Source organism: Paraperlucidibaca wandonensis (assembly GCF_042677145.1).
Classification (GTDB): Bacteria; Pseudomonadota; Gammaproteobacteria; order Pseudomonadales; family Moraxellaceae; genus Perlucidibaca; species Perlucidibaca wandonensis.
Genome location: NZ_JBHTIT010000001.1, coordinates 2050654 through 2076876, shown reverse-complemented (window position 1 = coordinate 2076876; position 26223 = coordinate 2050654). Strand labels below are relative to the sequence as shown.

Below are 26223 nucleotides of genomic sequence, written 5' to 3'. Positions count from 1 at the left end.
CCCTTTTTTGTTTTATGGCCTAGCAAATCCAACTTGCAGTGCTAGCATGAGGCCTAGAGGAGAGCCTTCATGACGGTTACTAGCACCTACACATTAACGCGCACTTTGTTGTTCATCGGCCTGGCCGCTTTAGGCTATCTAAGCTATTCCGTGCTCAGCCCGTTTTTTATTCCAATGGCATGGGCAGCTATTCTAGTATTTGTCACATGGCCTGTTTATCGGCGAATTTATAATCTCGTTGGCCAACGGCAAAACATTGCCGCTGGCATCATGACCTTATTGCTAACCTTGCTGCTTATCGGCCCATTGGCGTGGCTGGTTCTTCTGCTGCAAACTGAAATTCGTAATATTTACGCCCATATCGGAGAGCTGCTATCTCAAAGTCAGCTGCCTGTTTCACCATGGCTGGCAGACTTTGCCCCTTGGCTTTATGACGAGCTGCAACGCTGGTGGACGCAGACTCATGCCGACCCTCAAGCCGCCAAAGATAGTATTCGTAGCATCGCCAGCCTCGGCATTCCGCAAGCCAAGCTGCTTGCAGGTGGCATTAGTCGAAACCTAATCAAACTGGCTATCACCGTGTTTACCGCTTTCTTCTTTTATCGCGATGGCCTTGCGCTAATGCATCAAACTCGAAAGGCGTTGGCACTTATTACGCCCGGGCATGGCGAGCGTTATATGAAGGCGGCCGGGGACATGACCCGCGCCGTCGTCTTTGGCATCGTTCTGACCGCGGTAGCACAGGCCACGCTGGCCGGTGCAGGCTATGCCGTGGCTGGGGCACCAAACCCAATATTTCTCGCCGTAGTGACCTTTTTAATCGCGCTGATACCCTTCGGCACACCATTCGCTTGGGGTGCTGTATCGCTTTGGCTTTTAGCTAGCGGCGACACATTCAGCGCTGTAGGTCTCGCCATTTGGGGCGGGCTTGTTGTTAGCTCAGTCGACAATATCATTCGACCCTTGGTCATCTCCACGGCAACCAAAGTGTCGTTCTTGCTGATTATGTTTGGCGTGCTTGGCGGGCTTACTGCATTCGGAATGATTGGCCTATTTTTAGGCCCCGTCATATTGGCTGTGATGTTAGCTATTTGGAAGGAGTGGCTTGAACAGCCAACAAGTGAAGAGTCGAATAGCCAGCTATAGCGCCATCGTGTCAAAAACCGCTTGCCGATGCTTGAGCCGCTTGATCAAGGCAAAATCGGCAGCGGCCTCTGGATAGTGCAGGGCGGTCATCGCTAACCACTGCTTATATCTTCCGACCATCCGCACATCCTGACCATTCATTTCTGCTAAAAACTTAAGCTGAGCCTGTCTTACGGCAGCCCAGCTAAGTGACTCGCGACCACTCATTATTTCCTCAACCAAGCCAGGCTGACTAACAGCGGCTCTGCCTATCATTAGCGTATTGCAGCCGGTTATTTGCTGGCACATCTCAGCAGCAAGCTTGCTGTGCACATCACCATTGGCAATGATGGTCATACCATTAGCATAGCGACGAGCATCGGCAATAGCGTGCCAGTCCACTGGTGGCCGATAGCCTTGCGCTTTAGTTCTGCCATGAATGGTTAGCCAAGAGCTTCCTGCTTGAGCAATTGCGGCGACATTTTCAGCCATCTCGCTAGCATCATCAGTACCCAATCGAATCTTGGCGCTGACTGGGACTTCTGACGGCACAGCATTGCGTACAGCCAACACAATTCTATGAATTAACTCTGGCTCTTTTAACAAAGCGGCTCCGCCGCGATGCCTATTTACGGTCTTCGCGGGGCAGCCAAAATTGATATCAATTGCTAGTGCGCCTAGAGATGCCGCTTTAGCAGCGTTTTCGGCCATCAGTGTTGGATCACTGCCTAGGAGCTGTAAATGCACTGGGGTGCCATTTGCAGTTTTGCTTGCCGTTTCCAACTCTGGCATATGCCTTAGGAAAACACTGGAGGGGAGTAGTTGCTGGGTTATTCGTAAAAATTCGGTAACGCACCACGCATAGGGGCTGAGCTCTGTAAGTGTTCGGCGCATATCGAAATCGGTTAAACCCTCCATCGGCGCCAAAACCAACTTTACCTGTTCCACGTGAAACACCCCGATGGCCTTTTGGCGCTTTATGAGAACTCATTGCGCCAAAAGGCTTTGGCCTCTTATACGTCGAGGTTGGTTACTAGTAGTGCGTTGGTTTCGATAAACGCACGGCGTGGTTCAACGTTATCGCCCATGAGCGTTGTAAACATTTGATCCGCACCAATTGCATCCTCAATTTTCACCTGCAACATGCGGCGAGACTCAGGGTCCATCGTTGTTTCCCAAAGCTGGTCTGGGTTCATTTCGCCCAAGCCTTTATAACGCTGCACGCCAAGACCGCGCTTAGACTCCTGCATAAGCCATTGGTAGACCTGCTTAAATGACTCAGCAGCGACCTCACGCTCACCACGACGCACCAGGGCGCCAGGAACCATAAGGCCATCAAGCGCATCGGCAAGTGTCGAAATTTGGCGATACTCAGGAGACGAGAAGAATTCTGTGCCTAATCGATAGGTGTATGGAACGCCGTGAGCTATTAAGTCGATTTGCACAAAATAGTTTTGTGTTTCGTTATCAAACACTGCTTCAACTAAGTAACGTTGGCTAGGGTCTGCGGCGTCATTAACTGCCTTCTGTAGCTTTCCAGACCACTCAACAACAATAGCTTGATCAGATAACTTGTCTGACGCCAAAGTGCCTAAAGTTAAAAACTGCTCCAGCATAACTTCGGGATAACGACGGCTTAAGCGCTTTAGCAAATTAATGAAATTACGGTAGCCATTAATCAGGCTCTCTAGAGCCAGGCCGGAAATTGCCGGTGAGTTTTCAGAAATCCGAAGCTCAGCGCCATCTAGCGCAATAGATGTTTGGTACTTCTCCATCGCATCATCATCTTTCAGATACTGCTCTTGCTTACCTTTTTTGACTTTATACAGCGGCGGCTGAGCAATATAGATGTAGCCACGCTCGATAAGCTCAGGCATTTGCCTAAAGAAGAAGGTCAGGAGCAATGTACGAATATGCGAACCGTCGACATCCGCGTCGGTCATGATGATGATTTTGTGATAACGAAGCTTGTCTGGATTGTACTCATCACGGCCAATACCGCAGCCCAGTGCCGTAATCAAAGTGCCGACCTCGGCCGATGACAACATCTTATCAAAGCGAGCTTTTTCTACGTTTAAGATCTTACCCTTCAATGGAAGAATAGCCTGCATTTTACGGTTACGGCCTTGCTTGGCAGATCCACCAGCCGAGTCGCCTTCCACTAAATATAATTCAGACAGGGCAGGGTCTTTCTCTTGGCAGTCTGCCAACTTACCAGGCAAGCCTGCGATATCCAGCGCCCCTTTACGGCGCGTCATCTCGCGCGCCTTTCTCGCCGCTTCACGAGCACGAGCTGCGTCCAAAATCTTACCGACAATGATTTTGCCCGCTGAGGGATGCTCGAGTAAGTACTCTTCGAATTTTTCACTCATGATGCTAGAAACAACGTTAGTTACTTCAGACGACACAAGCTTGTCTTTAGTTTGGCTGGAAAACTTAGGATCCGGCACTTTAACTGAGACAATAGCCGTTAGGCCTTCGCGCATATCTTCACCAGCAGTGGTTACTTTATCTTTTTTCAGCAGGCCTTCTTTTTCAACATAGTTGTTCAAGGTTCGTGTTAACGCTGTCCTAAACCCCTGAAGGTGAGTACCGCCATCACGCTGAGGAATATTGTTGGTATAGCAATATACGTTTTCTTGATAGCTATCGTTCCACTGCAAAGCCACCTCAACACCTATGCCGTGCGGGTGCTCATCTTGAGGAACAATGAAGTGAAAGACGTTATTAAGCGGCGTCTTGTTCACGTTTAAATAGTTAACGAATGCCGCCAAGCCACCTTCATATTGAAATAGCTCTTCTTGACCTGTGCGATCGTCTTTTAATGCAATGCGCACGCCTGAGTTAAGAAAAGACAGCTCGCGTAGGCGCTTAGCCAAAATATCGTAATGAAAATCGTAATTCTCTATGAAGATGTCAGTGTCAGGCTGAAAGTGCACCTCTGTGCCGCGGCGCTCAGTTTTGCCTGTGATGCGCATAGGTGATACTTCAACGCCATCCACTAATTCAATATGGCGATCAATAACCGCGCCGCCGGTGAACTCTAGCGTATGCACTTGGCCATCACGACGAACCGTTAGCCGCAGGTATTTACTCAATGCGTTTACGCAGCTAACACCAACGCCATGCAAGCCGCCCGACACTTTGTAGCTGTTCTGGTTAAACTTACCGCCGGCATGGAGGCCTGTTAGCGCGATTTCTGCCGCACTACGCTTTGGCTCATGCTTGTCATCCATTTTCACATTAGGCGGAATGCCACGGCCGTTATCTGAAACCGTGATGCCATTATCCGAATGAATTGTGACTTGAATTTCGTCGCAATGGCCAGCCAAGGCTTCATCGATAGAGTTATCAACGACCTCAAACACCAAGTGGTGTAGGCCCGTGCCATCGGAGGTGTCGCCGATATACATCCCAGGGCGTTTACGAACAGCCTCCAGACCCTCTAATTGGGTAATACTGGACTCATCATAAACATCACTCATTCTTCTTCTCCGGTGCGAGCCTGCGTTGAGACTGGCGTAATATTGCCCTGCTTCACGTGAAACACTTGCCGTGGCATTTGCCCACAAAAATCATCCAACTGATCAAGCTCAATGGTCGTTAACCAAGTTTGCAGATTCATTTCTTCTATCCACTGCATCATTAGTCTGCGCGATGTCTGATCCAGCTCTGAAGCAAGATCATCAAAAAGCAAAACAGGTCGGGCGCCAGCAAGACGTAAACGCTCAACTAAAGACAACTTAATCGCGCATACGCAAAGCTTTAATTGGCCACGAGACAATCGCTCCTCAGCCAAAACACCATCTGCGCGAATTCGAATATCAGCACGATGGTAACCTAACTGTGTAAAGCCCCTCTCAGCGTCTTTTACACGCGCCTCTTTCAGCAATTCCAAAAGAGGAACATCGGCATCCCAGCCAGGCTGATAGCCGACCTGAATATTAAATCCTTCCAGTAGACGCGACATGGCAGCCACTAAAAATGGCTGCCATGAGTCCATAAAGCGTTTTCTCGCCGCATGGATTTGCTCACTAGCATCCGCAAGCTCAAGTTCCCATGCGAGCAATAAATCATCGGGTATTTTAGCACTTTTCAGCAAAGAGTTCCTTTGTTGAAGCGCGCGACTTGCTCGCGCCCATTGATCAACCAATGAGTGTTCCACGTGAAACACACCCCAATCTAATAATTGGCGGCGAGGAAGACTAGGCCCAGACAAAACATCAAGCGACCGTGGGTCAAACAATTGCACTGGCAAAAGATGGGCGAGCGCAGAGAGGCGAGAGGCGCTACTACCATTTAAACGAGCAGATGTAGTGCCATCACTATTTTTTTGAATGCCCAGGGCATGGCCAGAACCAGTAGCAGCAAAAATAGTTGTTGATTGCTGACCATCTTGAATAAGACGCTTAGCTTTTAGTGTTCGAAAAGAGCGGCCAACACCGAGCAAATAAATCGCCTCCAAGAGAGACGTTTTACCGCTGCCGTTATCGCCAACTAAAATGTTCAAGCCAGGAGATGGCTCAAGAGAAAGCGGCTGCAAGTTGCGCCAATGGTGAACTTGCAGCCTAGAGACAGTCACGCTAAGAGAGAGACCTTACAGACGCATAGGCATAACGACATAAACGGCGTTGGCCTGCTCAGGATCATTGTCGCGGATTAATGCAGAACTGTTGGTGTCGCCTAAAATGGCTTGGGTATAAGCACCATTAAGTGCGTTCAGGACATCAAGCATATAACCAACATTGAAACCAATCTCTAAAGAGTTGCCACTGAATTCAACTTGCAGCTCTTCTTCAGCCTCCTCTTGATCAGGGTTGGTAGCTAAAATTTTCAGTTGCTGATCATTAATTTGTAAGCGCACACCACGGAATTTTTCATTGCACAAAATTGCAGCGCGCTGTAACGCAGACTTCAGCTCTTCGCGACCGGCGATCAAAGTACGGTCACCATTTTTAGGCAACACACGTTCGTAGTCAGGAAAACGGCCATCAATTAGTTTAGATGTGAAAGTTACATTGCCGACAGTAACGCGCAGATGATTTGAACCAAGCGTTAATGTGACCTCTGTATCTTCATCAGCAAGCAAACGAGATAGCTCTTGCACACCCTTGCGCGGGACAATAACCTGAGCCTTTTCAGTAACTTGAGATGATATCTCAGCATCGCACATGGCGAGACGATGGCCATCTGTAGCGACTACACGTAGACGATCTGCGGTGACCTCAAACAACATGCCATTGAGGTAGTAGCGAACATCTTGCTGAGCCATCGCAAACGAAGTTTTATCAATCATCTGCTTCAAAACACGCTGAGTTAACGTCACGGTATATGCCGCGTTGAGGCTTTCTTCTAAGTTCGGAAAATCATTCGCCGGCAATGTCGTCAACGTAAATCGGCTCTTGCCGGACTTAAGCAGTAAGCGATTGCCATCAACGGATAAATCAACTTGCGCCGTTGCAGGCAGGGCGCGGCAAATATCCAGCAATTTACGGCATGGAACCGTAATCTTCCCATCACGCGACTCATTCTCTAAATCTTGGCGCGAGAGCAGCTCAACCTCAAGATCGGTGCCAGTCATGGCAATTTCGCCATCAGCTACCACAATTAAAACATTCGATAGCACCTGCAAGGTTTGACGTTTTTCAACAACGCCAGAAACTTGCTGCAAGGGCTTTAATAACTGATCGCGAGACATTGAGACTTTCATGGTTATCTTCCCAAAACTTACGCCTGAAGCTGGCGCAACAAAGTAGAGTAATCTTCATTCAACTGAGCATCTGACTGCCGAAGCTGAGCAATCCGATCGCAGGCGTGAATAACGGTGCTGTGATCCCTGCCATCGAACGCTAGGCCGATTTCAGGGTAACTATTGCCGGTAAGCTCACGCGATAGCGCCATCGCCATCTGGCGAGGCCTAGCAAACGAACGGTTACGTTTTTTTCCTTTTAGATCGCGCAGTGAAATCGAAAAATATTCCGTTACAACGCGCTGAATGTTCTCGATAGTAAACTGCTTCACGCGCAGAAGCAGCAGATCTCGCAATGCTTCTTTAACTAATTCCAAAGTCACCGGTGCGCCTCGAAAACGAGCATTGGCAATGACCTTATTTAGCGCACCCTCAAGCTCACGCACGTTACCCTGAACGTGCTCTGCAATAAAGTGGGCAGACTCTAAAGGCACATCAAAACCCGCTGAATGCGCCTTTTTCAGCAAGATGGCAACGCGCGTTTCTTTATCTGGCGGATCAACTTGAATCGACAAGCCCCAGGAAAAGCGCGACTTCAAACGATCATCCATGCCCGAAATATCACGCGGAACACGATCTGAAGTCATGATGATTTGGCGCGAGCCTTCTAGCAAAGAGTTAAAAGTGTGAAAAAACTCATCTTGCGTGCTCTCTTTTTTGGCAAAAAACTGGATGTCATCAATTAACAAGGCATCTAGCGAACGATATAAGCGCTTGAAATCATTCATCATTGATCGCTGAAGGGCATTGATGAAGTCGCCCACGAAGCGCTCAGAAGTAATGTACATAACTCGAGCATTGGGGTTTCTGCGCAACATTTCATTGCCCACAGCATGCATTAAGTGAGTTTTACCTAAGCCGGTAGGGCCATAAATAAACAGCGGATTGGAATGCGATGCGCCAGGGTTATCAGCCGCTTGCAGACAGCCTGCATGCGCTAGCTGAGCACCTTTACCAGAGACAAAGTTATCAAAGGTGAAAAGAGAGTTCAGGCTGCTTGCTGGGCGCGCAATTGGCTCAATGACCGGCATCAACGGTTTCGCTAGCGCAGACGGGGAGGTTGCAGGCGTCGTGTTTCGTAACGATTGCGACTGCTTAGGCTCTGCATCGCCGCGCGAACCAACACGAATACTAACTTGAGTGATACGTCCGTCAGACATATTGGTAACGATTTCACGTATCCGCGCCATAAATTTGTCACCAATATGAGTGACAAAAAAAGTGTTAGGCGCCAATAACAGCAAAGTCGTCGCTGACTCTTCAACCTGTAAGGGCCGTATCCACATCTGAAAAAGATTAGGTGGGTACTCTTCTTGTAAGCGCTGCAGCGCACCTTCCCACACAGAATCAGCCATACCATCTGTCCACATAGCAAAACGAGATTCTAACGGGCTTAGCAGGCAATGCAAAAGCTTTTATCCACAAGATTTGAGAGCATGTAGATAAGTTAGCGTATAACTACGGTAGCACTCAGAGGATTAGCTGTGACGAATACCAGGACTCAAAGTTATCCACAATCATCCACAGCTTTTAAGATCACTAAAGAACGGGCTCATAAACAACTATTGATGTAATCTAACCTATTGTTATCTAACAAAAAAAATGGCTTATCAACAAAATATCAGGACCACTAAAAAAACCACTAAAGCTCTTAAAATCTAAAAGAGTATTTATTTAATGGTTAACAATAAGGAACTGTGCACAACTTTAAAATCACGATCTTTAAGATTGATAAGCAAAGCCGTTGACAAAAGCACGGCACTTACCTAAGATTCCGCTCCCTTGAGCCCAACTGGGCGAGTTGTTAGCGGAACGCAATCATGAAACGTACTTTCCAACCCAGCACCATCAAGCAAAAACGTACTCACGGCTTTCGTGCACGTATGGCTACTAAAAACGGTCGCGCCGTTCTAGCTCGTCGCCGTGCAAAAGGTCGTAAGCGCCTAACTGTCTGAGAAATGTGAGCACTCAGCGCTTTACCAGAGACCGACGTCTACTGACACCAGCAGACTTCAAGTACGTCATGGATGGCGCTGAGTTCAAAGCACATCATTCGCACTATATGTTGTTAGCAAAAGCATCAGCGCATACAACTGATCGCATTGGCTTCATCATCGCGAAGAAAAAAGTCAAACTTGCTGTTAGTCGAAACCGTATAAAGCGATGTGTTCGCAATACGTTTCGTCTGCAATTGCCAGCAAGTTATGCGCTCGATATAGTTTTTCTTGCCAAAAACGCCTTAGCTGACATTCCAAATGAAACGCTACACAGTGATTTTGCGAAAAGCCTTCAGCAGCTGCATAACAAAATATCAAAACAGTTAGCCAGTTCATTATGAAATGGCTACTGCTGTTGCCTATCCGATTTTATCGCTATGTAATCAGCCCCATGCTGCCTCCTCGTTGCCGTTACGAACCTACTTGCTCGGCCTATGCCGAACAGGCAATTCGTGAATTTGGTGCAATACAGGGTGGTTGGCTTGCGATAAAACGAATATCTCGCTGTCATCCCTTCGGTAAACACGGCTATGATCCCGTACCGAGCAAAGTCACCCCTCCTTGTCGTCAACAGGAACCGTGAGTATGGAATTCCGTCGCACACTAATTATGGTGGCACTCGCTGCTGTCACGTATTTCTTATTTCTATCTTGGCAGCAGGACTACGGCACTAAACCTAAAGCTGATGAAGTGGTTAGCACAGCGGTTACGGTTGAAGCCGGTGAAATGCCAGCAGTGGTAGCGCCCGCAGCAAATTCTGATATCCCTGCAGTTGCGGTTGCAACAGCAGCGAATGTTAGCAAGCCAGTATTAGTGTCGGACTCTACGACGTCACCGCATGTGCGAGTACTAACGGATGTCTTAGATGTAGATATTGACCGTCTGGGTGGTGATGTAACACGCGTGTCTTTGCCTAAATACACACAGACTGTGACGGACAAAACACCATTCGTGCTGATGAATCAGTCCAACAATCTCACGTATATCGCGCAAAGTGGCTTAGTCGGTGTTGGTAATGGCACTGGCCTACAAGGTTTGGATGATCAAGCCAGTGGCCGACCACTTTATGATGTAGCGCAAAGCCAATTTACATTGGCTGATGGCCAAGATGCTCTGAAAGTTGTGTTATCGACAACAACAGATGCTGGCGTCAAAGTTGAAAAGGTTTTCACCTTTACTCGTGGCGACTATCGCATAGGCATTAATTATCACGTTGCTAACACCAGCGATAAGCCTTGGCAGGGCGTTATGTTCGGCCAAATTAAGCGCGATAACAGCAAAGATCCAAGTAGTGACAATCACTCATTTGGCATGGTTACCTTTTTGGGTGGCGCTTGGTGGACTGCTGATAAAAACTACAATAAAGAATCGCTCGATAATTTTGGTAAAGAAGTGATGAGCCAACAAGTCACCGGTGGTTGGGTGGCGATGGTTCAACATTACTTTGTCTCTGCTTGGATACCACCCGCTCAGCAAATCAACCAAATCAGCACGCGTAAAGGCAATAACGGCGCAGATAACTATATTGGTTTCACGTCGAGTCCTTTACTAGTTGCACCTGGTGGGCAGGGTAGTGTTGCTGCAGATTTTTATGCTGGTCCGAAAATCCAAGACAAATTGAAAACTTTGTCACCTGGACTTGAGTTGACAGTGGATTACGGTTGGTTGTGGCCAATTGCGCAATTCTTGTTTTGGCTGTTGAAATCAATTCATGGTTTCTTAGGCAACTGGGGTTGGTCAATTATCGTCCTGACGATTTTGGTAAAAGCCGCGTTCTTTAAGCTGTCGGCAACTAGCTATCGTTCCATGGCCAATATGCGTCGTGTCATGCCTGAAATGCAGCGCATGAAAGAACAGTTTGGTGATGATCGCCAAAAAATGTCGCAAGCCATGATGGCTCTGTACAAAAAAGAGAAGATCAATCCATTGGGCGGTTGTTTGCCAATATTGGTGCAAATGCCCGTGTTCATTGCCCTGTATTGGACATTAATGGAATCGGTTGAGCTACGTCACGCTAGCTGGATCTTGTGGATTCAAGATTTGTCCTTAATGGACCCCTACTTCGTCTTGCCATTGCTGATGGGTGTTTCGATGTTCGTCCAGCAACAGCTCAACCCAGCCCCGCAAGATCCTATGCAGGCTAAGGTTATGAAGATAATGCCTGTGGTGTTCACCGTATTCTTCCTATGGTTCCCTGCTGGTTTGGTGCTGTATTGGTTGATGAATAACTTGCTGTCGATTACGCAGCAGTGGGTAATCACGCGTAATATCGAAAAAGCTGCTGCGCAACAAAGCGGGCACTAAGCTCCAATGGCGCTGATCACTGACACGATCGCCGCCATTGCCACGCCACCCGGTCGCGGTGGCGTTGGCATTATTCGATTGTCTGGGCCAAATGCCGAGCGCATAGGTCGAGAAATCGCAAATCATGCAGTGCCAAAAGCCTTACCACCACGGCATGCTCTGTTCACTTCGTTTTATGACAGCCAAGCTCAGGTTTTAGACGAAGGCTTGCTGCTGTATTTTCAAGCTCCGCACTCCTTTACCGGCGAGCATGTCGTTGAGCTTCAAGGCCATGGTGGCCCCATTGTTTTAGGCATGTTATTGCAAGAAGCGATACGTCGCGGTGCTCGCATGGCAAGGCCAGGCGAGTTTTCTGAGCGCGCTTTTCTCAACGATAAATTAGACTTAGCGCAAGCTGAAGCAATTGCTGATCTCATTGAAGCTGGTTCTGAATCTGCTGCACGCGCTGCCGTTCATACACTTCAGGGTGCATTTTCGCAGAAGGTAGATGAACTTTTAGAATCACTGATTTACTTACGCCTGTTCATTGAAGCGGCAATTGATTTCCCTGAAGAGGAAATCGATTTTCTTGCTGATGGCCAACTTGAAGCCAAACTCGAAGCCGTACTTGCACAAATAGATCAAGTTTTATATCAAGCAAAACAAGGCGTTATTCAAAGCGATGGCATGCGAGTTGTTATTGCTGGATTGCCAAATGCCGGCAAATCCAGCCTGCTGAACGCATTAGCAGGGCATGACGCCGCTATTGTTACCGATGTAGCAGGTACAACCCGAGATGTCTTGCGCGAACAAATTCAAATCGATGGCATGCCATTACACATAATTGATACCGCAGGCCTACGCGACAGCTCTGATGCGATCGAGCAAGAAGGCATCCGCCGCGCTAAGCGTGAAGTGGATGCAGCAGATGCAGTGATGTGGGTTTGGGATAGCCAATACCCAAGTGCAGAAATTGAAAAGGCAATCTTTCAGCAATTTGCACAATGCCCGAAGCAGCTGTTTATTGTGCTCAACAAATGCGATTTATCTAAGAAAGCATTAGGCCTTGGCGAGCTTAGCTGCGCTAACCAACAACTTAAAACCATCGCATTATCGGCAGCTAATCATAATGGCCTAGAGCCATTAAGAGAGCATTTGAAATCTCTGATGGGTTACCAGCCGCTAGGTTCTGGTCATTTTTCAGCACGACAACGGCATGTAGATGCTTTGGTAAGAGCTAAAGATCATTGTCAGCAAGCAAAAAATGTATTGTTGAGTCATAGAGCTGGAGAGTTAGCCGCAGAAGATTTACGGTTAGCACAGAACAGTTTGTCTGAAATTACGGGCAGTTTTACGGCAGATGACTTGTTAGGGCGTATATTCTCGTCATTCTGCATAGGTAAGTAAGTTAAAACAAAATAGAACAATAATTGACCATCAGATTAATTGGTACTATAGTACCAGTCTGAAGTGGCCTTAGGGCATGTATTAATAAACATGGCTCGCCTGGAGTAAGCATGAAAAAAAATAAAGTAGGACTAGCCGCACTTGTTGGTGTTGGAGCATTTGCGCTTTACACCGTAGCAACCTTGCCGCCGGCACCACCCGTAGTACCACCTGTCCCCAGTGTTATTCAAGTGCCTAATGTGCCTGAGCTAACGGCTTACGATATGCCGACAGGTCATGTACCCGTTAGCAACGAGCCGTATCAATCTACCTATCGAAGCGTTTCGCTCAGCGATTTAGCAGATCGAAATCTTACTACTGGTGTCTACGCCGGCACTCCTTATTGGAAGCAGCGTGAGCAATGGTTTAAAGATCATTACTACGACACGCTTGCAGCACGAAAAGTTTGGGCGCCAGGAACAAGCCCTGAGACACATAAACGCGGCGACAAAGTCACTTGGAAATCTGAACCTATTCCTCAATATGTGCCGCCACCCTGCGATCAGCCGCAACCAACTGGCTATGACGCTGAAGGTTGCCGTTATGTAAATCAATTATTTACAGATGTCGCAGCGACAGATCCAGCGAAAGCGCAAGAAATGCGCGATCAAGCTCGCCGTGGCCGCGACGTTTGGTACAAAGGCACGTTTGGCAACCAGGATGAAAACTACCTGCTGCAATCACGTGTCGTTGGCAAAGATCATATGAACTACCCATGGCTCGACACACGCACGCGCTCTGAGCGTTTCACTAAATGGGGTTTAATTAATGATCCAGATTGTAGTGAAGGCGATGCCAGCACAAACTGGTATGACAAGTGCCAAGATCCGCACTCATCTGGCGTTTTAGGCTACCGCAAATACTATGCCGACCCCATTAAAGACAAAGATGGCAAGGTAGTTTACAACCCGCAAACAGCGGCTTATAGCAAAGATGAAATAGCCAAAAACAAGCGCTTTATTATTGGCCACCCTTGCGTTCAGTGTCACGTTGGCTTTGATCCAACGAACCCGCCAGAAAACCCCAATGAACCAACATGGACTAATTTAACGGCGACAATTGGCAACCAACATATTGTCCAGCCTGATGCATTTTTCCTAGGGGCTCCAGAAAGCAGCCCAGCGCGTCAGGTCTTAAAAGGTGGTCGTTTAGGCACTATCGATACATCGTTGGTGGCATCGGATTGGATGAATAACCCCGGCACACAAAACAACATCATGGACTTCCATAACAAGCGAATTTTCTCGCATGAAATGAAAGACCCAGTCACTGGGAAAATCAGCACAGCAAATACGCGCCATGTTTTGAAAGGTGCTGAAGATAGCGTTGGTGAGCATCTCGCGCTGATTCGTGTTTACGTCAATATCGGCATGTGTACCGAGGAGTGCTGGACGCCAAACTTTGCTTATCCTGGCAGGATGATTGGTCGCGGCACCGAGCAAAGCCCACTGCGCATCATGCAATGTGCGGCTGAGTGCGATCCATGGAACTATGCCGATGCAAAAATGGACGACCTCGCGGCGTTTTTGATCACCGGCGGTCCAACCTACTTAATGGCATCGAAAGACAAAGATGGCAAAGCTGGTACTGATTTTATTGATACCAAAGTCGTGCCTAAAGGCCGCGAAGTGTTCGCGCAAGAATGCGCAACTTGTCACAGCACGAAAATGGCGCCTGCCAATATTCGTAACGACAAAATCGCTTTAGGCAAATTCTATGAGGGCCATGTTTTCGGCAAAGAAGACTACTGGACCATGGAATACAGCGAAGCTGAGCGTAACGATCCAAAGTTCATTGCACGCTACTTAAGCAAAGATGCTGCTGGAAAATTACGCCCAAATCAGTTCGCTGAGAAAGGCGTGTTTGGGCAGGATTGGTTAGGTAATGATGAGCGCACGCCATTCAATATCATTGGCACTAACTTCTGCCGCGCGCTGCACGATAACCATAACAAGGGCCATATTTGGGAAGAGTTCTCTTCTGAGACCTACAAAAATAGCCCTTCACCCGGCAGTGTGCCGCGTGTTCTCAATCGCATGATTCCGTTTATTGGCGGCATGAAAGTGGGCGAGAAAAAAGTTGAAGGCGGCCCCGGCTATCTGCGCAACATTTCACTATTGTCGGTCTGGGCTACGGCGCCATTCATGCACAATAATGCGATTGGCGAAGTGACTTATTTGGCCGATGGTTCACCAGACTTCACGGTTGCGGGGCGCATCAAGCAATTCGAAAACTCGTTTGCCGAGCTGATGACCTCTGACAATCCAAAAGATGGAAAACATCGCCCACAAAAAATTTCGCTAACCACGGAAGATACAAAAATTACGGCACGTGAAGACATGCAAGGCTTGTTAAAAATCCCCGTGAAGAAGGGCACACCGGTAGCGAATATCGCCTCGGTTAACCCACACAGTCCTTTGTTTATGGGTTGTGGCGACATCGTGGAAAATAACGGCCACCAATTTGGTGTCGACCTGAGCAAAGAAGATAAGTACGCACTACGTGAGTTCTTAAAGCTGATGTGAGGTTGTTATGAAGCGCGTGTGGCGATGGATTGGCCTATTGGTTGTAGTAGCCGGCTGTTTATTCTGGCTGCTACAGCCAAAAAACGACGCCAATATCGCTGAGCTGGTGCACAGTACAAAAGCACCAGCGGGGTCGGTATCGACGAAAGTTATCCCGCAAACGGATTTGCCACCGGAAGGCACGCGCTCGCTTTTTGACCATATCATTGCGCAAAATGATGGCCTGCCATATCCCTATGACAAGCTAGTAAAGCTAATTCAGGATCAGAATCCGAACGGTGAAATGCCGATCAATATTCTGATTCCTGATGGCCGATCCTTGCTTAAGGGCTTGGCCGACTACAAGCATCCACGCTCGCTTATTGCAGCAGACTTTGAGCAGAAAAATAAAGCTGGTGGCTTAGGGCTACGCCCACGCGGCCAGCTTTTTATGGGCTTTGTTGAAAATGCGCGTGAAATTGAAGTCTTAAGCTATAACGAAGCAGCGGGGCGCTTCGAGTTTCAGCTCGTGCAAAATTACTGCGCTGGCTGCGTGCCGCGCATTGTCTATGCGCAGCGCGCTATCTGCACCACATGTCACCAAGGCGCTGGGCCAATATTTCCGCAACGGCCGTGGAATGAAACTAATGCTCAGCCCGATACTGCTGAAGCCATCCGCATTGCACGAGGCGGGGCTGAAAAATACTTATCATTGCCAATAAGCAATGTCCTAGCATCACCAGATCGCTTCGACCAACTCACCGATGAAGGCAACTTTATCAACGTGACCCAGCGAATTTGGCTCGATGGTTGCGGCTTAAACGGTAATGAGTGCCGGCGCACATTACTGAAACTGGCTCTGTTATATCGCGATAGCCCAGGTAGTTTCGATCCTGAGCAGCCTTTAGCTAAGCAGCTGCAAAAGCTGCAAGCGGTGAACTATCCCAAGCAAGGCATTGCCGTGCCGGAGTCAGATATTTTCAATCGCGACCCATTGGGTGAGCGCCGTGGCTTCAAAGGCTGGTGGCATAAGCTCACGTCGCGCGACATTAAATTGGGCGAGGGCGCGATGAATAATGAAGATTTAGATGCCTTTGATCGCCTACCAAAGCTTCAAGCTCGCCTCGATCCTTTAAGTCAGCGCCCGCCAAAGCAAACATTGAGCGCGAATGATATTGATGGTGTGTATGGCGTAGCCGCACTGTTTAGCAGCAGCGATATCGATCAGCTGAGTGAAGCAGTGAACTATCAACCATCAGCGTATTTGGCAAAAGTAGATGCGCTTCCTAATGAAGTTTTTGTCGCTAAGCCGGTCAGCCGGGTGGCGCTGATGCGCGCACTATTGGGTCAGGGTACTAATTATTGCTGTTTATCGACAAAAGAAATGTCACCACCGCAAGCTTCAGGCGTGCCTCCTTTGAAAGTCAAAAAACACGCTATTTTGAAAGACTTTGAAGATCATTGCTTTGCCTGTCATCGCGGCAACCCATCGAAACGCTTAAATTTCATGGGCGGTGCGGATGAGGATGCTGTATTAGCGAGCATTAAAGATAAGTCAGAAATTCGCGACGCCCTAGACTGGGAGCGTTACACCGGCACAGAAAAGGCCAATAAACTCATGCCGCCGCGCGACTCTATTCAATACGAAGAACTAATCGATGCTGGTAAGTCGGGGCAAGATGCGTTGAAGCGCATGCGAGAAGCCGTGCCTAGCCTCTTTGGATTTTAACCAGCACCAGCCTTAACGCTGGTGGAGTAAAAATGAAAATAATAAACGCCGTTGCCGCAGCCACGTTGCTACTTAGCTTGCCCACATTAGCGACGGCAATGCCGGCATATGCCCGAGCCTATAAGCAAGAGTCGGGATATATGCCCTCATGCAATGCCTGCCACACCGATGGCGGTGGCTCAAAGCTCGATAGCTTCGGTGAAGAGTTTAAGGTGGCCGGAAAAAACATGGCCGCTTTCGGTAAAATTGCCAACAAAGATAGCGATGGTGACGGCATCAGTAATAGCGCTGAGATGCAGGCAAAATCTAATCCGGGCGATAAAAAATCGACGCCGAAAAACCCAGGTAATTGGCTAGATATCGCAAGCTTAATCCCGCGTGAGGTTCGCCATGCTTTTCCTGGTGTGCTGACGTGGCTGCCGCAAGATGCTCTGCTGACGAAAGCTGATATTGCTGCGGCAAAGAAAATGGGTGTTGAGCTTAGCGCCGATGACAACAACACAATTTACATTCCCCTGGTTGATCGCCGACCCGCAGGAACAGGGCTTATTTTTGCAGCCAATTATCAGGGAAAGGATTTTTTCCTACTGATGACCACTGACAAAAAGCTCAACATCAGCCGTGTTAGCGTGCTGCACGCAGATAAAGTGCCTAGCGCTAAAGGCTTGAAAGTTTATGATCAGTTCGTCGGTCAAGCAGTGAATAAAGTCAGTATTTCTGCAAAAGCCCCGCTTGAGCAGGCTGTTCAGCTCGCGGTTAAGCGTGCCGGCATGTTGCTCTATGTGCGCTTGAGGGGGGCATAAACGTGGCCGATCCCGCCTTCGATTTTTTCAGTGACGCACCTATAGTCGATGCTGCCATTGTGCAGCTGCCGCCAGAGCCATCAGCATGGTTGAGCATTGGTGGACCAATTGGGCTAGTACTTTTTTTCTTCGCGATTTGTTTTTTGCTGCGATTTTTTATCCCCTACAAAGATCCTAAATTAGCGTTTTCATTAAAAGACTTACCTGTGGCTGCGCAGCGAGGAATTGCACTTTCGACGGTACTTTTTGGCGTCGCCTTCTTTTTTGGCTTGGCGGAAGTACATTACCAGATCGGGCTAAATGGCAGCACCGATGAGTACTTCGCGAATATGAGCCAAGGCAAGCTGATTGCCTTTACCCATGCCCATTTGTTTGGTTTCACCTGCGCCATTTTAATTATTGGCATCCCATTCTCTATGCACTTCAATCGTTTGAGTTGGTATCAATGGGTATTCCCCGTAGCACTAGCGGCAGCACTCACCGATATTGTGTCGTGGTGGGGGATCAAGTATGTTTCGCCCAATTTCGACTATGTAACGATGGCCTGCGGCGCAGTCTATGGGGGCGCTTACCTATGGATGCTGATTGGTATTATCCGAGTCATTGTCTTCCCCAACCTGCGCTGGTTCCCTGACTACTTAAATGAGCGAAGGGGAAAGCGCGAGCTTTGAAGTGGCAGAGTGTTTATGCAGCGATGGCTAGTGACAGGCGCTTTAATTGCGTGGAGCTCTTTCTGCTATGCCGATCGCATCATCACCTATGCGATTGACCCTCAGCGCACACAAGTGAGCATCTCCTGGCAATATTTAGGAGTGCCTACCGAGGGCGGAGAGTTCAAGGGTGTGACAGGTTTTATTTACGGAAACTTAGACTCGCCAAATAAGTCATGGGCTGAAGCACATATTCCCGTCAATAGCTTTAAAAGTGGCTGGAAGCTAATCGACCACCGCCTAATAAAGTCCGGCGAGTTCTTCCGCGCCAAAGAATATCCTGAGATTATTTTCCGCAGCAAAAGCATCGATACCGTGAACAAAAAAAGCCGCGAACTTAGCTTAAGTGGTGAGATCAGCGTCAATGGCATCGTCAGGCCTGTCACGCTATATATTGAAACCAAGTCACTTGGACCACATCCATTTTATGGTGATGCAAACGCTGCCAGCATGAAGGCAGTGACACGTTTTAATCGCAGTGAATTTGGTATGGACAAGTTTGTTGGCATGGTCAGCGACGAAATTGTCGTGCATTTGGCCGTTGAAGCGGTGGTGGTTAAAAACTGAACTGGCCGCAAGGCCGCGCAAACCGTATAATCAGCCCCCGTTTAAACCAGCGCCCGCGCGGGGTTTTATCTATGTTGTACAGCAAGTCTTACGATGTCATCGTTATCGGCGGCGGTCATGCCGGCACCGAAGCCGCCTTGGCTGCCGCGCGCATGGGCTGCCAAACCTTATTGCTGACCCATAATATTGAAACCTTGGGGCAGATGAGCTGCAACCCCGCAATCGGCGGCATTGGCAAGTCGCATCTGGTGAAAGAGATCGATGCACTCGGCGGCGCGATGGCTCTGGCCACCGACATGGCAGGCATCCAATTTCGCGTGCTCAATAGCCGTAAAGGCCCAGCTGTGCGCGCAACACGTGCCCAGGCCGACCGCGCGTTATACAAAGCTGCCATCCGAGAAATTTTAGAAAACCAGATCAATCTCGATATTTTCCAGCAAGCCGCCGACGATTTCATTGTCGAGGGCGAGCGCATCACCGGTGTTATCACGCAAACCGGCATTCGTTTTAATGCAAAAACCGTCGTGCTCACCACCGGCACATTTTTGGGCGGCACCATTCATATCGGCATGCAGAATCATCGTGGCGGCCGTGCTGGCGACCCGCCATCGATTGCTTTGGCTGACCGCCTGCGCGAGTTGCCATTGCGTGTTGGCCGCTTAAAGACTGGCACACCACCACGCATCGATGCCAAGTCGGTAGATTTCTCTGTGATGCAGGCGCAGCCTGGTGATACGCCGTTGCCGGTGATGTCGTTTATGGGCAAGCGCGAAATGCATCCGCGTCAAGTTAACTGCTGGATCACGCACACCAACGAGGCAACGCACGAGATTATTCGCGGTGGACTTGATCGCTCACCGATGTATACCGGCGTTATCGAAGGTGTTGGTCCGCGTTATTGCCCGTCGATCGAAGATAAAATTCATCGCTTTGCTGATAAAAACTCACATCAAATATTTATCGAGCCCGAAGGCTTGAGCACGAATGAGCTTTATCCCAACGGCATCTCAACCAGCTTGCCGTTTGATGTGCAAGTGGCCTTGGTACGCTCGATTAAGGGCATGGAAAACGCCCATATCACGCGCCCAGGCTATGCCATCGAGTATGACTATTTTGATCCGCGCGACCTCAAGCACACGCTAGAAACCAAGGTCATTGCCGGTCTGTTTTTTGCTGGCCAGATCAATGGAACCACTGGCTACGAAGAGGCTGGTGCGCAAGGTCTATTGGCGGGCTTAAATGCTGGCCTGCAAGCGCAGGGCAAGCCTGGTTGGTATCCCACACGCGATCAGGCGTATCTCGGTGTGCTCGTCGATGACCTCATTACTATGGGTACGAAAGAGCCGTACCGCATGTTTACATCGCGCGCTGAATACCGCTTGATGCTGCGCGAAGATAATGCCGATACTCGCCTGACCGCTGTAGGCCGTGAGCTTGGCCTTATTGATGACTTGCGTTGGGCCGCATTTGAGGCCAAGCAGCAGGCGGTTGAGCTGGAAACACAGCGACTGAGGTCGCAGTGGTTGCATCCAGGTAGCGAAGTCACCAAGCGCTTTACTGAGCTAACCGGCGAGCAAATTAACCGCGAATGCCATTACCTCGATGCCTTAAAGCGCCCGCAGGTGACCTATCTACAGCTAGCAGCTCTGGGTTCAACGATCGTGCCTGATGACTTGCAAGCCGTAGTCGGTGAGCAAATTGAAATCAATGTGAAATACGCCGGCTATGTCGACAGGCAAAGTGATGATGTCGCGCGTCTTCATCAGCAAGAGCAAATGACCTTGCCACAAGATTTTGACTATGACGCTGTGATCGGTTTGTCCAATGAAGTGCGAGCAAAGCTGAAAGCATCGACACCAGAAACGCTAGCTCAGGCTGGACGGATTCAGGGTGTGACGCCAGCAGCCGTGTCGCTATTGTTGATTACGCTGAAAAAACAAGGTCGCCGCTTGTCGCGGGCTGTCTAATGGCGAACGTTAAATTAGCCGCAAATTGGCCAGAGCAGGCTCGTACGCGCTTCGAGCAAGGCCTAAAAGACATGGACTTAAGCTTAACGCCGGCCGTGATAGACAGCATAATGGCCTACTTGGCCGCACTGGTGAAGTGGAACCAAGCCTTCAACCTCACCGCCGTGCGCGATCCACTAGCCATGGTCGACAAGCATTTGCTCGATAGCTTGAGCATTTTGCCGCATATCAGCACGGGTGATTTGATTGATATCGGCACTGGCGCTGGCTTGCCGGGCGTTATTTTGGCGTTGGTTCGGCCTGAACTGAATGTCACTGTGCTCGATAGCAGTAGCAAAAAAACTCGTTTCATCACACAGTTTAAAGCGGCAAATGGCCTGAAAAACCTGACGATAGTGACCGCGCGTTGTGAGCAGCACCAGGGTCAATACATGCAGATTTGCAGCCGAGCATTTGCGAGCCTGCAAGACATGGTTGCGGGCACAGAGCATTTGTTGGCAAGTAATGGCCGATGGCTAGCAATGAAAGGCCACATGCCAGAGGAAGAAATTGCAGCCTTAGCAAGTACAATAAGGCTCGAAACTGCCCCCGCTTTGCGAGTACCCTTTGCAGCTGAGGCGCGCCATTTGGTGTGTTTGGCTCGCGCCGAAGCACTCTAGCCGCGCAAATTTAAGCGGCGCCAACGAATTGATACAGCACTCAAGCATTCGCGCTTGAGGCAAAGACAGCGGCCAAATCAGGCTGATTGAGGACAAGGGATATGATGTTTGCAGTCGCCAACCAAAAGGGCGGAGTGGGTAAGACCACAACGAGCGTCAATCTAGCGGCCTCTTTAGCGGCAACGAAACGCCGTGTCTTGTTGGTCGATTTAGATCCGCAGGGCAATGCCACGACAGGCTCTGGCATCAACAAAAACGATCTTGAGCACTCAGTGCTCGATGTTTTGCTCGCGGATATTCCAGCGATTGATGCAATTTTGACCGGCTCGGGCGGCTACGATGTGCTGCCAGCCAATGGCGATTTGACTGCTGCTGAAATTGAGCTGGTCGATATGCCGAATAAAGAGCAGCGCTTGCGCCAAGCGTTGCAAACCTTGCGGTCCCGCTACGACGCAGTGGTTATCGACTGTGCGCCATCATTGAGCATGCTCACATTGAACGCTTTGGTGGCAGCTGAAGCGGTCATCATTCCTATGCAATGTGAATACTATGCACTCGAAGGTTTGGCGGCGTTAACGCAAACTATTGATAGGGTTCGCGAAACGGCAAATCCTACGCTGCACATCGCTGGCATTTTGCGCACCATGTATGACCCACGGAATACATTGGCGACTGATGTTTCGGCTGAACTATTCAGCCATTTTGGCGATGTAGTGCTGAATACGGTGATTCCGCGTAATGTGCGCTTGGCGGAAGCACCAGCTCACGGCGTGCCAGCTCTGCAGTACGATAAGAACTCGCGTGGCGCCATGGCTTATTTGGCTCTCGCGACTGAGCTGCTGCGACGCGAAAAGCTCAGCAAAAAAAAGGAAGACTGACCCATGGCAACAGCAAAGAAACGCGGGCTTGGTGGTGGGCGCGGCCTAGACGCCTTGCTGGGCACGGTGCGCAAAGTGCAAGATGAGGTCGAGGCGGTAGCTGCCGGCCAAGCGCCAGAGGGCGAATATCAACAGCTGCCAGTCGAGTGGCTGACGCGCGGGCGCTATCAACCGCGCCGCGACATGGACCCAGAAGCACTGCAAGAGTTAGCTGAGTCGATTAAGGCGCAAGGTATCTTGCAGCCTATTATTGTCCGTAAAACAGGTGATAAAGCTTACGAAATCATTGCTGGTGAGCGCCGTTGGCGAGCTGCCCAGCTTGCACAGCTAGATACAGTGCCAGCGCTGATTCGTGACTTTAGCGATGAGTCTGCGATCGCCTTAGCGCTTATTGAAAACATTCAGCGCGAAGATTTAAATCCATTAGAAGAAGCGCTAGCAATGCAGCGTTTTGCTGATGAATTCAAGCTTAATCATGGCCAAGTTGCCGATGCTGTGGGCAAGTCGCGGGCATCGGTCAGTAACCTAATGCGCCTGCTTGGCCTTCACGATGAAGTGAAGAAAAATCTTGCTCATGGTGATCTCGACATGGGGCACGCGCGTGCCCTGTTAGCACTGCCAACAAATCAACAAGTAGCGGCAGCTCAGCAAGTCATTGAGCGCGGATTATCGGTTCGACATACCGAAGCCCTGGTGCGTGCCCTGCTAGAAGATAAGCCAGCGGTAGGTGGCAAAACCTTAGACCCAAATGTACGCAAGCTACAAGACGATTTAGCGGGCCGATTGGGCGCCGCGGTGCAAATCAACTGCAATGCTCGTGGCAAGGGCAAGTTGGTTATCGCTTATAACTCGCTAGATGAGCTCGATGGCATCCTTGCGCACATTAAATAAGTCGATGTGCTGTCGCCTGATGGTCATGGCAGCGGCGCTGCTGTTGGCTTTTGGGGCGCAGGCAGACGGCTGGGCGTTGAAAAAAACTGATAAAGAGCGCGATATCCGCGTCTATCAGCGAGCACATAGCGGGTCTCAGTTTGATGATATTTACGCGGTCACTGTTTTAGAGGGTGGGCCGGCGCGCATAGAGGCCATCCTCACCGATGCCTCTGCCATGCCCGAATGGCTGGCCCGAGTGACTCAGGCAAAAGTCATTAGCCGCAAGAAAGACGCGGCGATAATTTATCTGCGCTATGTCTTGCCGTATCCCTTTCGTCCTCGAGATGCCGTGCTGTTATCGCGCCGCACTAAAACATCTGAAGGCATAGTGATTGAGGCTGAGGCGGTAGCTGAAAAGTATCCTCTGCAAAAAGACGTGGTGCGGATGCTCGGCGCGAAAAGCCGATGGAAGGTATCGACCGTAGATGCGCATCGAGTGAAGGTAGAGCTGTGGGGCTCTGGCGAGCCCGGCGGGCTCATTCCGGCCATGCTGTATAACTACAATGTCGCGGATGATGCTGTGCAAACACTGAAACAGCTGCGGCGAATGGCGCTACGAGAAAAATACGTAAAGGCTGAGAGCAAGGTCGAACAATCAAACTAGCCCGATGGCGTGAAAGTGACCGTATTTTTGCAAAAATCATACTTTCTTAGACGAGTTGTAGAGTGTTTTGTTGCCCTTTTGCTAGCAATTCCCCTATAATTCACCCGCTTCAATGCCAACGGCTTGTTTAACAGTAAGCCGCATACGATGAGTCAGTCATGACAGGAAGTAAGCCCCAGCCGCTGGTGCAGTATCAGCCCGCGCTGCAGCAACTGAAATGGCAAGTGCGACTGATGGTGGCGTTGTGGTTGATAGCGCAGCTTCTGTATGGCACGGCTGCAGGCGTATCGGCACTCGCGGGTGCTGGCATTGCGGTGATAGGGCAGGCATATTTTGTTTTTCGCGCCTTCCGTCATGCAGGTGCAACATCGGCACAACATATTGTGCAAGAATTTTACAGAGGCGAGGCAGGCAAGTTTCTGCTTACCGCGCTTCTCTTTGCTAGCGTGTTCATCTTTTTCAAAGAAGTTGAACCCGTTTGGCTGTTTACAGGTTTTGTATTAGAACAGCTCGTCGCTTGGATTGTGCCATTGGCCAACCGAAACACGCAGCGCTGATGGGTAGAGACGAATGGCTGGTAATTCCACCGAATACATCAAGCATCACCTCACCAACCTGACCTACGGGAATCACCCGGAAAACGGTTGGGGTCTTGCACATACGGCTCAAGAAGCTGCTGAAATGGGCTTCAATGCTATTCACGTTGACACAATGGGTTGGTCGATTTTCCTCGGCATCGTATTTTGCTGGCTGTTTCGACGCGCCGCCAAAAATGCGACCGCGGGCGTGCCTGGCGGCCTGCAGAACTTAGTTGAAGTAATTATCGGCTTCGTTCAGACCAACGTAAAAGACACTTATAGTGGCACCTCGAAAGTTATTGCGCCTTTAGCATTAACGATTTTCGTTTGGATTTTCTTGATGAACTTGATGGATTTAATCCCCGTCGACTTCATTCCAACATTGGCAACAATGATCGGTGTTAACTTCTTTGGCATGGATGCGCACGCCGTATTCTTTAAAATCGTGCCAACCACCGACGTCAATGCCACGTTGGGTATGGGTTTCTCAGTATTTGCGCTGATTATCTACTACAGCATCAAGATGAAGGGCGTTGGTGGCTTTGCTAAAGAGCTAACCTTCCATCCATTCAATACCATCTGGCTGACGTGGTTTAACTTCTTGCTTGAAGGTATCGCGTTGATTGCCAAGCCAATCTCGCTAGCACTGCGTTTGTTCGGCAATATGTATGCCGGCGAATTGCTCTTTATTTTGATCGCGCTGCTGCCATGGTATGTGCAGTGGACGTTGTCTGTGCCTTGGGCCATCTTCCACATTCTGATCATTACGCTACAGGCGTTCGTGTTCATGATGTTGACGATCGTTTACTTGAGCATGGCTTCTGAAAAGCACGATCACTAAGAAAACCCCGTAACTTTAACTCTGAACCAACCCTGAAGAGGAAACTCACATGGAACAAATCATTGGCCTTAACCTGATCGCCGTTGCCCTATTGATTGGCTTGGGTGCTCTGGGCACTGCTATCGGCTTCGGCATCTTGGGCGGCAAGTTCCTAGAAGGTACTGCACGTCAGCCAGAGCTAGCTCCTCAGCTCCAGGTTAAAATGTTCATCGTCGCCGGTCTGCTCGACGCCGTCACCATGATTGGTGTTGGTATTGGTCTGTTCCTGCTGTTTGCCAACCCGTTCATTCAGTAATTCGGCCTAAACCCCGAGCCACGGCGAGCACTATGCTCGTGAATGAAACCGGAATAGAGGTGATAGCGTGAACATCAACTTCACAATCGTAGGCCAGGCAATATCGTTTGCTATCTTTGTCTGGTTCTGCATGAAGTTCGTGTGGCCGCCAGTCATGGCTGCACTTGAGCAGCGCCAGAAGCTAATTGCCGATGGCCTGAATGCTGCCGATAAAGCAAAGCAAGATTTGGACGTTGCACACGCCCAAGTTGCGCAAGAGCTGCAAGCAGCTAAGCAAAAATCAGCTGAGCTGATTGAGCAAGCTAATCGCCGCGCCAGCCAAGTGGCTGACGAAGTGAAAGCACAAGCTGCCGCTGAAGCAGAACGTATTTTGACTCAGGCTCGCGCCGACATTGAGCAAGAAATTGCCGGTGCCCGCGATGGTCTGCGTCAACAGGTTGCTAGCCTCGCCATTGCTGGCGCAGAAAAGATTTTGCAAGCCGAAATCGATTCCGCCAAACATGCAGTGATGCTGGACAACTTGGCTACCGAGCTGAAATAAGAGGCGTTTGAGAC

Annotated in this window: 25 protein-coding genes; 20 read left to right on the top strand and 5 right to left on the bottom strand. The window is 49.5% G+C overall.

What is annotated here, in order from left to right; all coding sequences use genetic code 11:
• Nucleotides 1–69 precede the first annotated feature (69 nt).
• Nucleotides 70–1146, top strand: coding sequence for an AI-2E family transporter (locus ACFQ0F_RS09860; RefSeq protein ID WP_379071644.1), 1077 nt, complete (start codon nt 70–72; stop codon nt 1144–1146).
• Here ACFQ0F_RS09860 and ACFQ0F_RS09855 read toward each other — a convergent pair.
• The 5 genes from ACFQ0F_RS09855 to dnaA all read right to left on the bottom strand — a co-directional run bounded on the left by ACFQ0F_RS09855 (nt 1141) and on the right by dnaA (nt 8229).
• Nucleotides 1141–2043, bottom strand: a complete 903-nt coding sequence (locus ACFQ0F_RS09855) for a tRNA dihydrouridine synthase (protein ID WP_379072168.1) — start codon at nt 2041–2043, stop codon at nt 1141–1143. The two genes, ACFQ0F_RS09860 and ACFQ0F_RS09855, sit on opposite strands and share 6 nt — an antisense overlap.
• 95 nt (nt 2044–2138) lie before the next feature.
• Nucleotides 2139–4610 (bottom strand): DNA topoisomerase (ATP-hydrolyzing) subunit B, encoded by a 2472-nt coding sequence (gene gyrB, locus ACFQ0F_RS09850; RefSeq protein ID WP_379071641.1) that lies wholly within the window; start codon nt 4608–4610, stop codon nt 2139–2141.
• Nucleotides 4607–5707, bottom strand: coding sequence for a DNA replication/repair protein RecF (recF, locus tag ACFQ0F_RS09845; protein WP_379071638.1), 1101 nt, complete (start codon nt 5705–5707; stop codon nt 4607–4609). The genes gyrB and recF overlap by 4 nt, the downstream gene beginning before the upstream one ends.
• A gap of 15 nt (nt 5708–5722) precedes the next feature.
• On the bottom strand, nt 5723–6835 hold the full coding sequence (gene dnaN, locus ACFQ0F_RS09840; protein ID WP_340675866.1) for a DNA polymerase III subunit beta: 1113 nt from the start codon (nt 6833–6835) through the stop codon (nt 5723–5725).
• A gap of 17 nt (nt 6836–6852) precedes the next feature.
• A complete protein-coding gene (gene dnaA / locus ACFQ0F_RS09835; protein ID WP_379071634.1) occupies nt 6853–8229 on the bottom strand; it encodes a chromosomal replication initiator protein DnaA in 1377 nt (458 codons plus the stop codon).
• A gap of 465 nt (nt 8230–8694) precedes the next feature.
• Here dnaA and rpmH point away from each other — a divergent pair, with 465 nt between their 5' ends.
• From rpmH to ACFQ0F_RS09740, 19 genes are all read left to right on the top strand, one after another.
• Nucleotides 8695–8829 carry a 50S ribosomal protein L34 gene (gene rpmH, locus ACFQ0F_RS09830; protein WP_068857706.1) on the top strand — a complete coding sequence of 45 codons (135 nt, stop codon included), beginning with the start codon at nt 8695–8697 and terminating at the stop codon, nt 8827–8829.
• 5 nt (nt 8830–8834) lie between these two features.
• Nucleotides 8835–9212, top strand: a complete 378-nt coding sequence (gene rnpA / locus ACFQ0F_RS09825; RefSeq protein ID WP_379071631.1) for a ribonuclease P protein component — start codon at nt 8835–8837, stop codon at nt 9210–9212.
• A complete protein-coding gene (gene yidD / locus ACFQ0F_RS09820; protein ID WP_379071628.1) occupies nt 9209–9454 on the top strand; it encodes a membrane protein insertion efficiency factor YidD in 246 nt (81 codons plus the stop codon). Before rnpA ends, yidD begins: the two co-directional genes overlap by 4 nt.
• Before the next feature lie 2 nt (nt 9455–9456).
• Nucleotides 9457–11175 carry a membrane protein insertase YidC gene (gene yidC, locus ACFQ0F_RS09815; RefSeq protein ID WP_379071625.1) on the top strand — a complete coding sequence of 573 codons (1719 nt, stop codon included), beginning with the start codon at nt 9457–9459 and terminating at the stop codon, nt 11173–11175.
• A 6-nt stretch (nt 11176–11181) separates the two neighbouring features.
• Complete coding sequence (mnmE, locus tag ACFQ0F_RS09810) at nt 11182–12561, top strand: tRNA uridine-5-carboxymethylaminomethyl(34) synthesis GTPase MnmE (protein ID WP_379071622.1); 1380 nt, start codon at nt 11182–11184, stop codon at nt 12559–12561.
• Nucleotides 12562–12671: 110 nt separating this feature from the next.
• Complete coding sequence (locus tag ACFQ0F_RS09805) at nt 12672–15125, top strand: hypothetical protein (RefSeq protein ID WP_379071619.1); 2454 nt, start codon at nt 12672–12674, stop codon at nt 15123–15125.
• A 7-nt stretch (nt 15126–15132) separates the two neighbouring features.
• Complete coding sequence (locus ACFQ0F_RS09800) at nt 15133–16833, top strand: hypothetical protein (RefSeq protein ID WP_379071616.1); 1701 nt, start codon at nt 15133–15135, stop codon at nt 16831–16833.
• A gap of 32 nt (nt 16834–16865) precedes the next feature.
• Nucleotides 16866–17636: a thrombospondin type 3 repeat-containing protein gene (locus ACFQ0F_RS09795; RefSeq protein ID WP_379071613.1), complete on the top strand. Its 771-nt coding sequence runs from the start codon at nt 16866–16868 to the stop codon at nt 17634–17636.
• 2 nt (nt 17637–17638) lie between these two features.
• Nucleotides 17639–18307 (top strand): hypothetical protein, encoded by a 669-nt coding sequence (locus ACFQ0F_RS09790; RefSeq protein WP_340675874.1) that lies wholly within the window; start codon nt 17639–17641, stop codon nt 18305–18307.
• A 15-nt stretch (nt 18308–18322) separates the two neighbouring features.
• On the top strand, nt 18323–18913 hold the full coding sequence (locus tag ACFQ0F_RS09785) for a YceI family protein (RefSeq protein ID WP_379071609.1): 591 nt from the start codon (nt 18323–18325) through the stop codon (nt 18911–18913).
• Nucleotides 18914–18984: 71 nt separating this feature from the next.
• Nucleotides 18985–20880: a tRNA uridine-5-carboxymethylaminomethyl(34) synthesis enzyme MnmG gene (gene mnmG, locus ACFQ0F_RS09780; RefSeq protein WP_379071606.1), complete on the top strand. Its 1896-nt coding sequence runs from the start codon at nt 18985–18987 to the stop codon at nt 20878–20880.
• Nucleotides 20880–21539, top strand: a complete 660-nt coding sequence (gene rsmG / locus ACFQ0F_RS09775) for a 16S rRNA (guanine(527)-N(7))-methyltransferase RsmG (RefSeq protein WP_340675877.1) — start codon at nt 20880–20882, stop codon at nt 21537–21539. Before mnmG ends, rsmG begins: the two co-directional genes overlap by 1 nt.
• Before the next feature lie 101 nt (nt 21540–21640).
• Nucleotides 21641–22417, top strand: a complete 777-nt coding sequence (locus ACFQ0F_RS09770) for a ParA family protein (RefSeq protein ID WP_340675878.1) — start codon at nt 21641–21643, stop codon at nt 22415–22417.
• Nucleotides 22418–22420: 3 nt separating this feature from the next.
• Nucleotides 22421–23308 carry a ParB/RepB/Spo0J family partition protein gene (locus ACFQ0F_RS09765; RefSeq protein WP_340675879.1) on the top strand — a complete coding sequence of 296 codons (888 nt, stop codon included), beginning with the start codon at nt 22421–22423 and terminating at the stop codon, nt 23306–23308.
• Entirely contained in the window at nt 23283–23954 is a 672-nt protein-coding gene (locus tag ACFQ0F_RS09760; RefSeq protein WP_379071601.1) for an START domain-containing protein, read from the top strand. The genes ACFQ0F_RS09765 and ACFQ0F_RS09760 overlap by 26 nt, the downstream gene beginning before the upstream one ends.
• Before the next feature lie 158 nt (nt 23955–24112).
• On the top strand, nt 24113–24511 hold the full coding sequence (locus ACFQ0F_RS09755) for an ATP synthase subunit I (RefSeq protein ID WP_340675881.1): 399 nt from the start codon (nt 24113–24115) through the stop codon (nt 24509–24511).
• A gap of 13 nt (nt 24512–24524) precedes the next feature.
• On the top strand, nt 24525–25373 hold the full coding sequence (atpB, locus tag ACFQ0F_RS09750; protein WP_340675882.1) for a F0F1 ATP synthase subunit A: 849 nt from the start codon (nt 24525–24527) through the stop codon (nt 25371–25373).
• A gap of 49 nt (nt 25374–25422) precedes the next feature.
• Nucleotides 25423–25668, top strand: coding sequence for a F0F1 ATP synthase subunit C (gene atpE, locus ACFQ0F_RS09745; protein ID WP_340675883.1), 246 nt, complete (start codon nt 25423–25425; stop codon nt 25666–25668).
• Nucleotides 25669–25735: 67 nt separating this feature from the next.
• A complete protein-coding gene (locus tag ACFQ0F_RS09740) occupies nt 25736–26209 on the top strand; it encodes a F0F1 ATP synthase subunit B (protein WP_340675884.1) in 474 nt (157 codons plus the stop codon).
• Nucleotides 26210–26223: the final 14 nt, after the last annotated feature.

Excerpts from the sequence above, each read along its gene's own strand:
- ACFQ0F_RS09755 (WP_340675881.1), top strand. The coding sequence starts at position 24,113 with ATGACAGGAAGTAAGCCCCAGCCGCTGGTGCAGTATCAGCCCGCGCTG.
- dnaA (WP_379071634.1), bottom strand. The coding sequence starts at position 8,229 with ATGGCTGATTCTGTGTGGGAAGGTGCGCTGCAGCGCTTACAAGAAGAG.
- ACFQ0F_RS09785 (WP_379071609.1), top strand. The coding sequence starts at position 18,323 with ATGCAGCGATGGCTAGTGACAGGCGCTTTAATTGCGTGGAGCTCTTTC.
- ACFQ0F_RS09760 (WP_379071601.1), top strand. The coding sequence starts at position 23,283 with ATGGCATCCTTGCGCACATTAAATAAGTCGATGTGCTGTCGCCTGATG.
- ACFQ0F_RS09800 (WP_379071616.1), top strand. The coding sequence starts at position 15,133 with ATGAAGCGCGTGTGGCGATGGATTGGCCTATTGGTTGTAGTAGCCGGC.
- mnmE (WP_379071622.1), top strand. The coding sequence starts at position 11,182 with ATGGCGCTGATCACTGACACGATCGCCGCCATTGCCACGCCACCCGGT.
- ACFQ0F_RS09770 (WP_340675878.1), top strand. The coding sequence starts at position 21,641 with ATGATGTTTGCAGTCGCCAACCAAAAGGGCGGAGTGGGTAAGACCACA.
- atpB (WP_340675882.1), top strand. The coding sequence starts at position 24,525 with ATGGCTGGTAATTCCACCGAATACATCAAGCATCACCTCACCAACCTG.
- yidC (WP_379071625.1), top strand. The coding sequence starts at position 9,457 with ATGGAATTCCGTCGCACACTAATTATGGTGGCACTCGCTGCTGTCACG.
- dnaN (WP_340675866.1), bottom strand. The coding sequence starts at position 6,835 with ATGAAAGTCTCAATGTCTCGCGATCAGTTATTAAAGCCCTTGCAGCAA.
- atpE (WP_340675883.1), top strand. The coding sequence starts at position 25,423 with ATGGAACAAATCATTGGCCTTAACCTGATCGCCGTTGCCCTATTGATT.
- ACFQ0F_RS09860 (WP_379071644.1), top strand. The coding sequence starts at position 70 with ATGACGGTTACTAGCACCTACACATTAACGCGCACTTTGTTGTTCATC.
- ACFQ0F_RS09765 (WP_340675879.1), top strand. The coding sequence starts at position 22,421 with ATGGCAACAGCAAAGAAACGCGGGCTTGGTGGTGGGCGCGGCCTAGAC.
- mnmG (WP_379071606.1), top strand. The coding sequence starts at position 18,985 with ATGTTGTACAGCAAGTCTTACGATGTCATCGTTATCGGCGGCGGTCAT.
- ACFQ0F_RS09805 (WP_379071619.1), top strand. The coding sequence starts at position 12,672 with ATGAAAAAAAATAAAGTAGGACTAGCCGCACTTGTTGGTGTTGGAGCA.
- gyrB (WP_379071641.1), bottom strand. The coding sequence starts at position 4,610 with ATGAGTGATGTTTATGATGAGTCCAGTATTACCCAATTAGAGGGTCTG.
- ACFQ0F_RS09795 (WP_379071613.1), top strand. The coding sequence starts at position 16,866 with ATGAAAATAATAAACGCCGTTGCCGCAGCCACGTTGCTACTTAGCTTG.
- rsmG (WP_340675877.1), top strand. The coding sequence starts at position 20,880 with ATGGCGAACGTTAAATTAGCCGCAAATTGGCCAGAGCAGGCTCGTACG.
- ACFQ0F_RS09855 (WP_379072168.1), bottom strand. The coding sequence starts at position 2,043 with ATGGAGGGTTTAACCGATTTCGATATGCGCCGAACACTTACAGAGCTC.
- rpmH (WP_068857706.1), top strand. The coding sequence starts at position 8,695 with ATGAAACGTACTTTCCAACCCAGCACCATCAAGCAAAAACGTACTCAC.
- yidD (WP_379071628.1), top strand. The coding sequence starts at position 9,209 with ATGAAATGGCTACTGCTGTTGCCTATCCGATTTTATCGCTATGTAATC.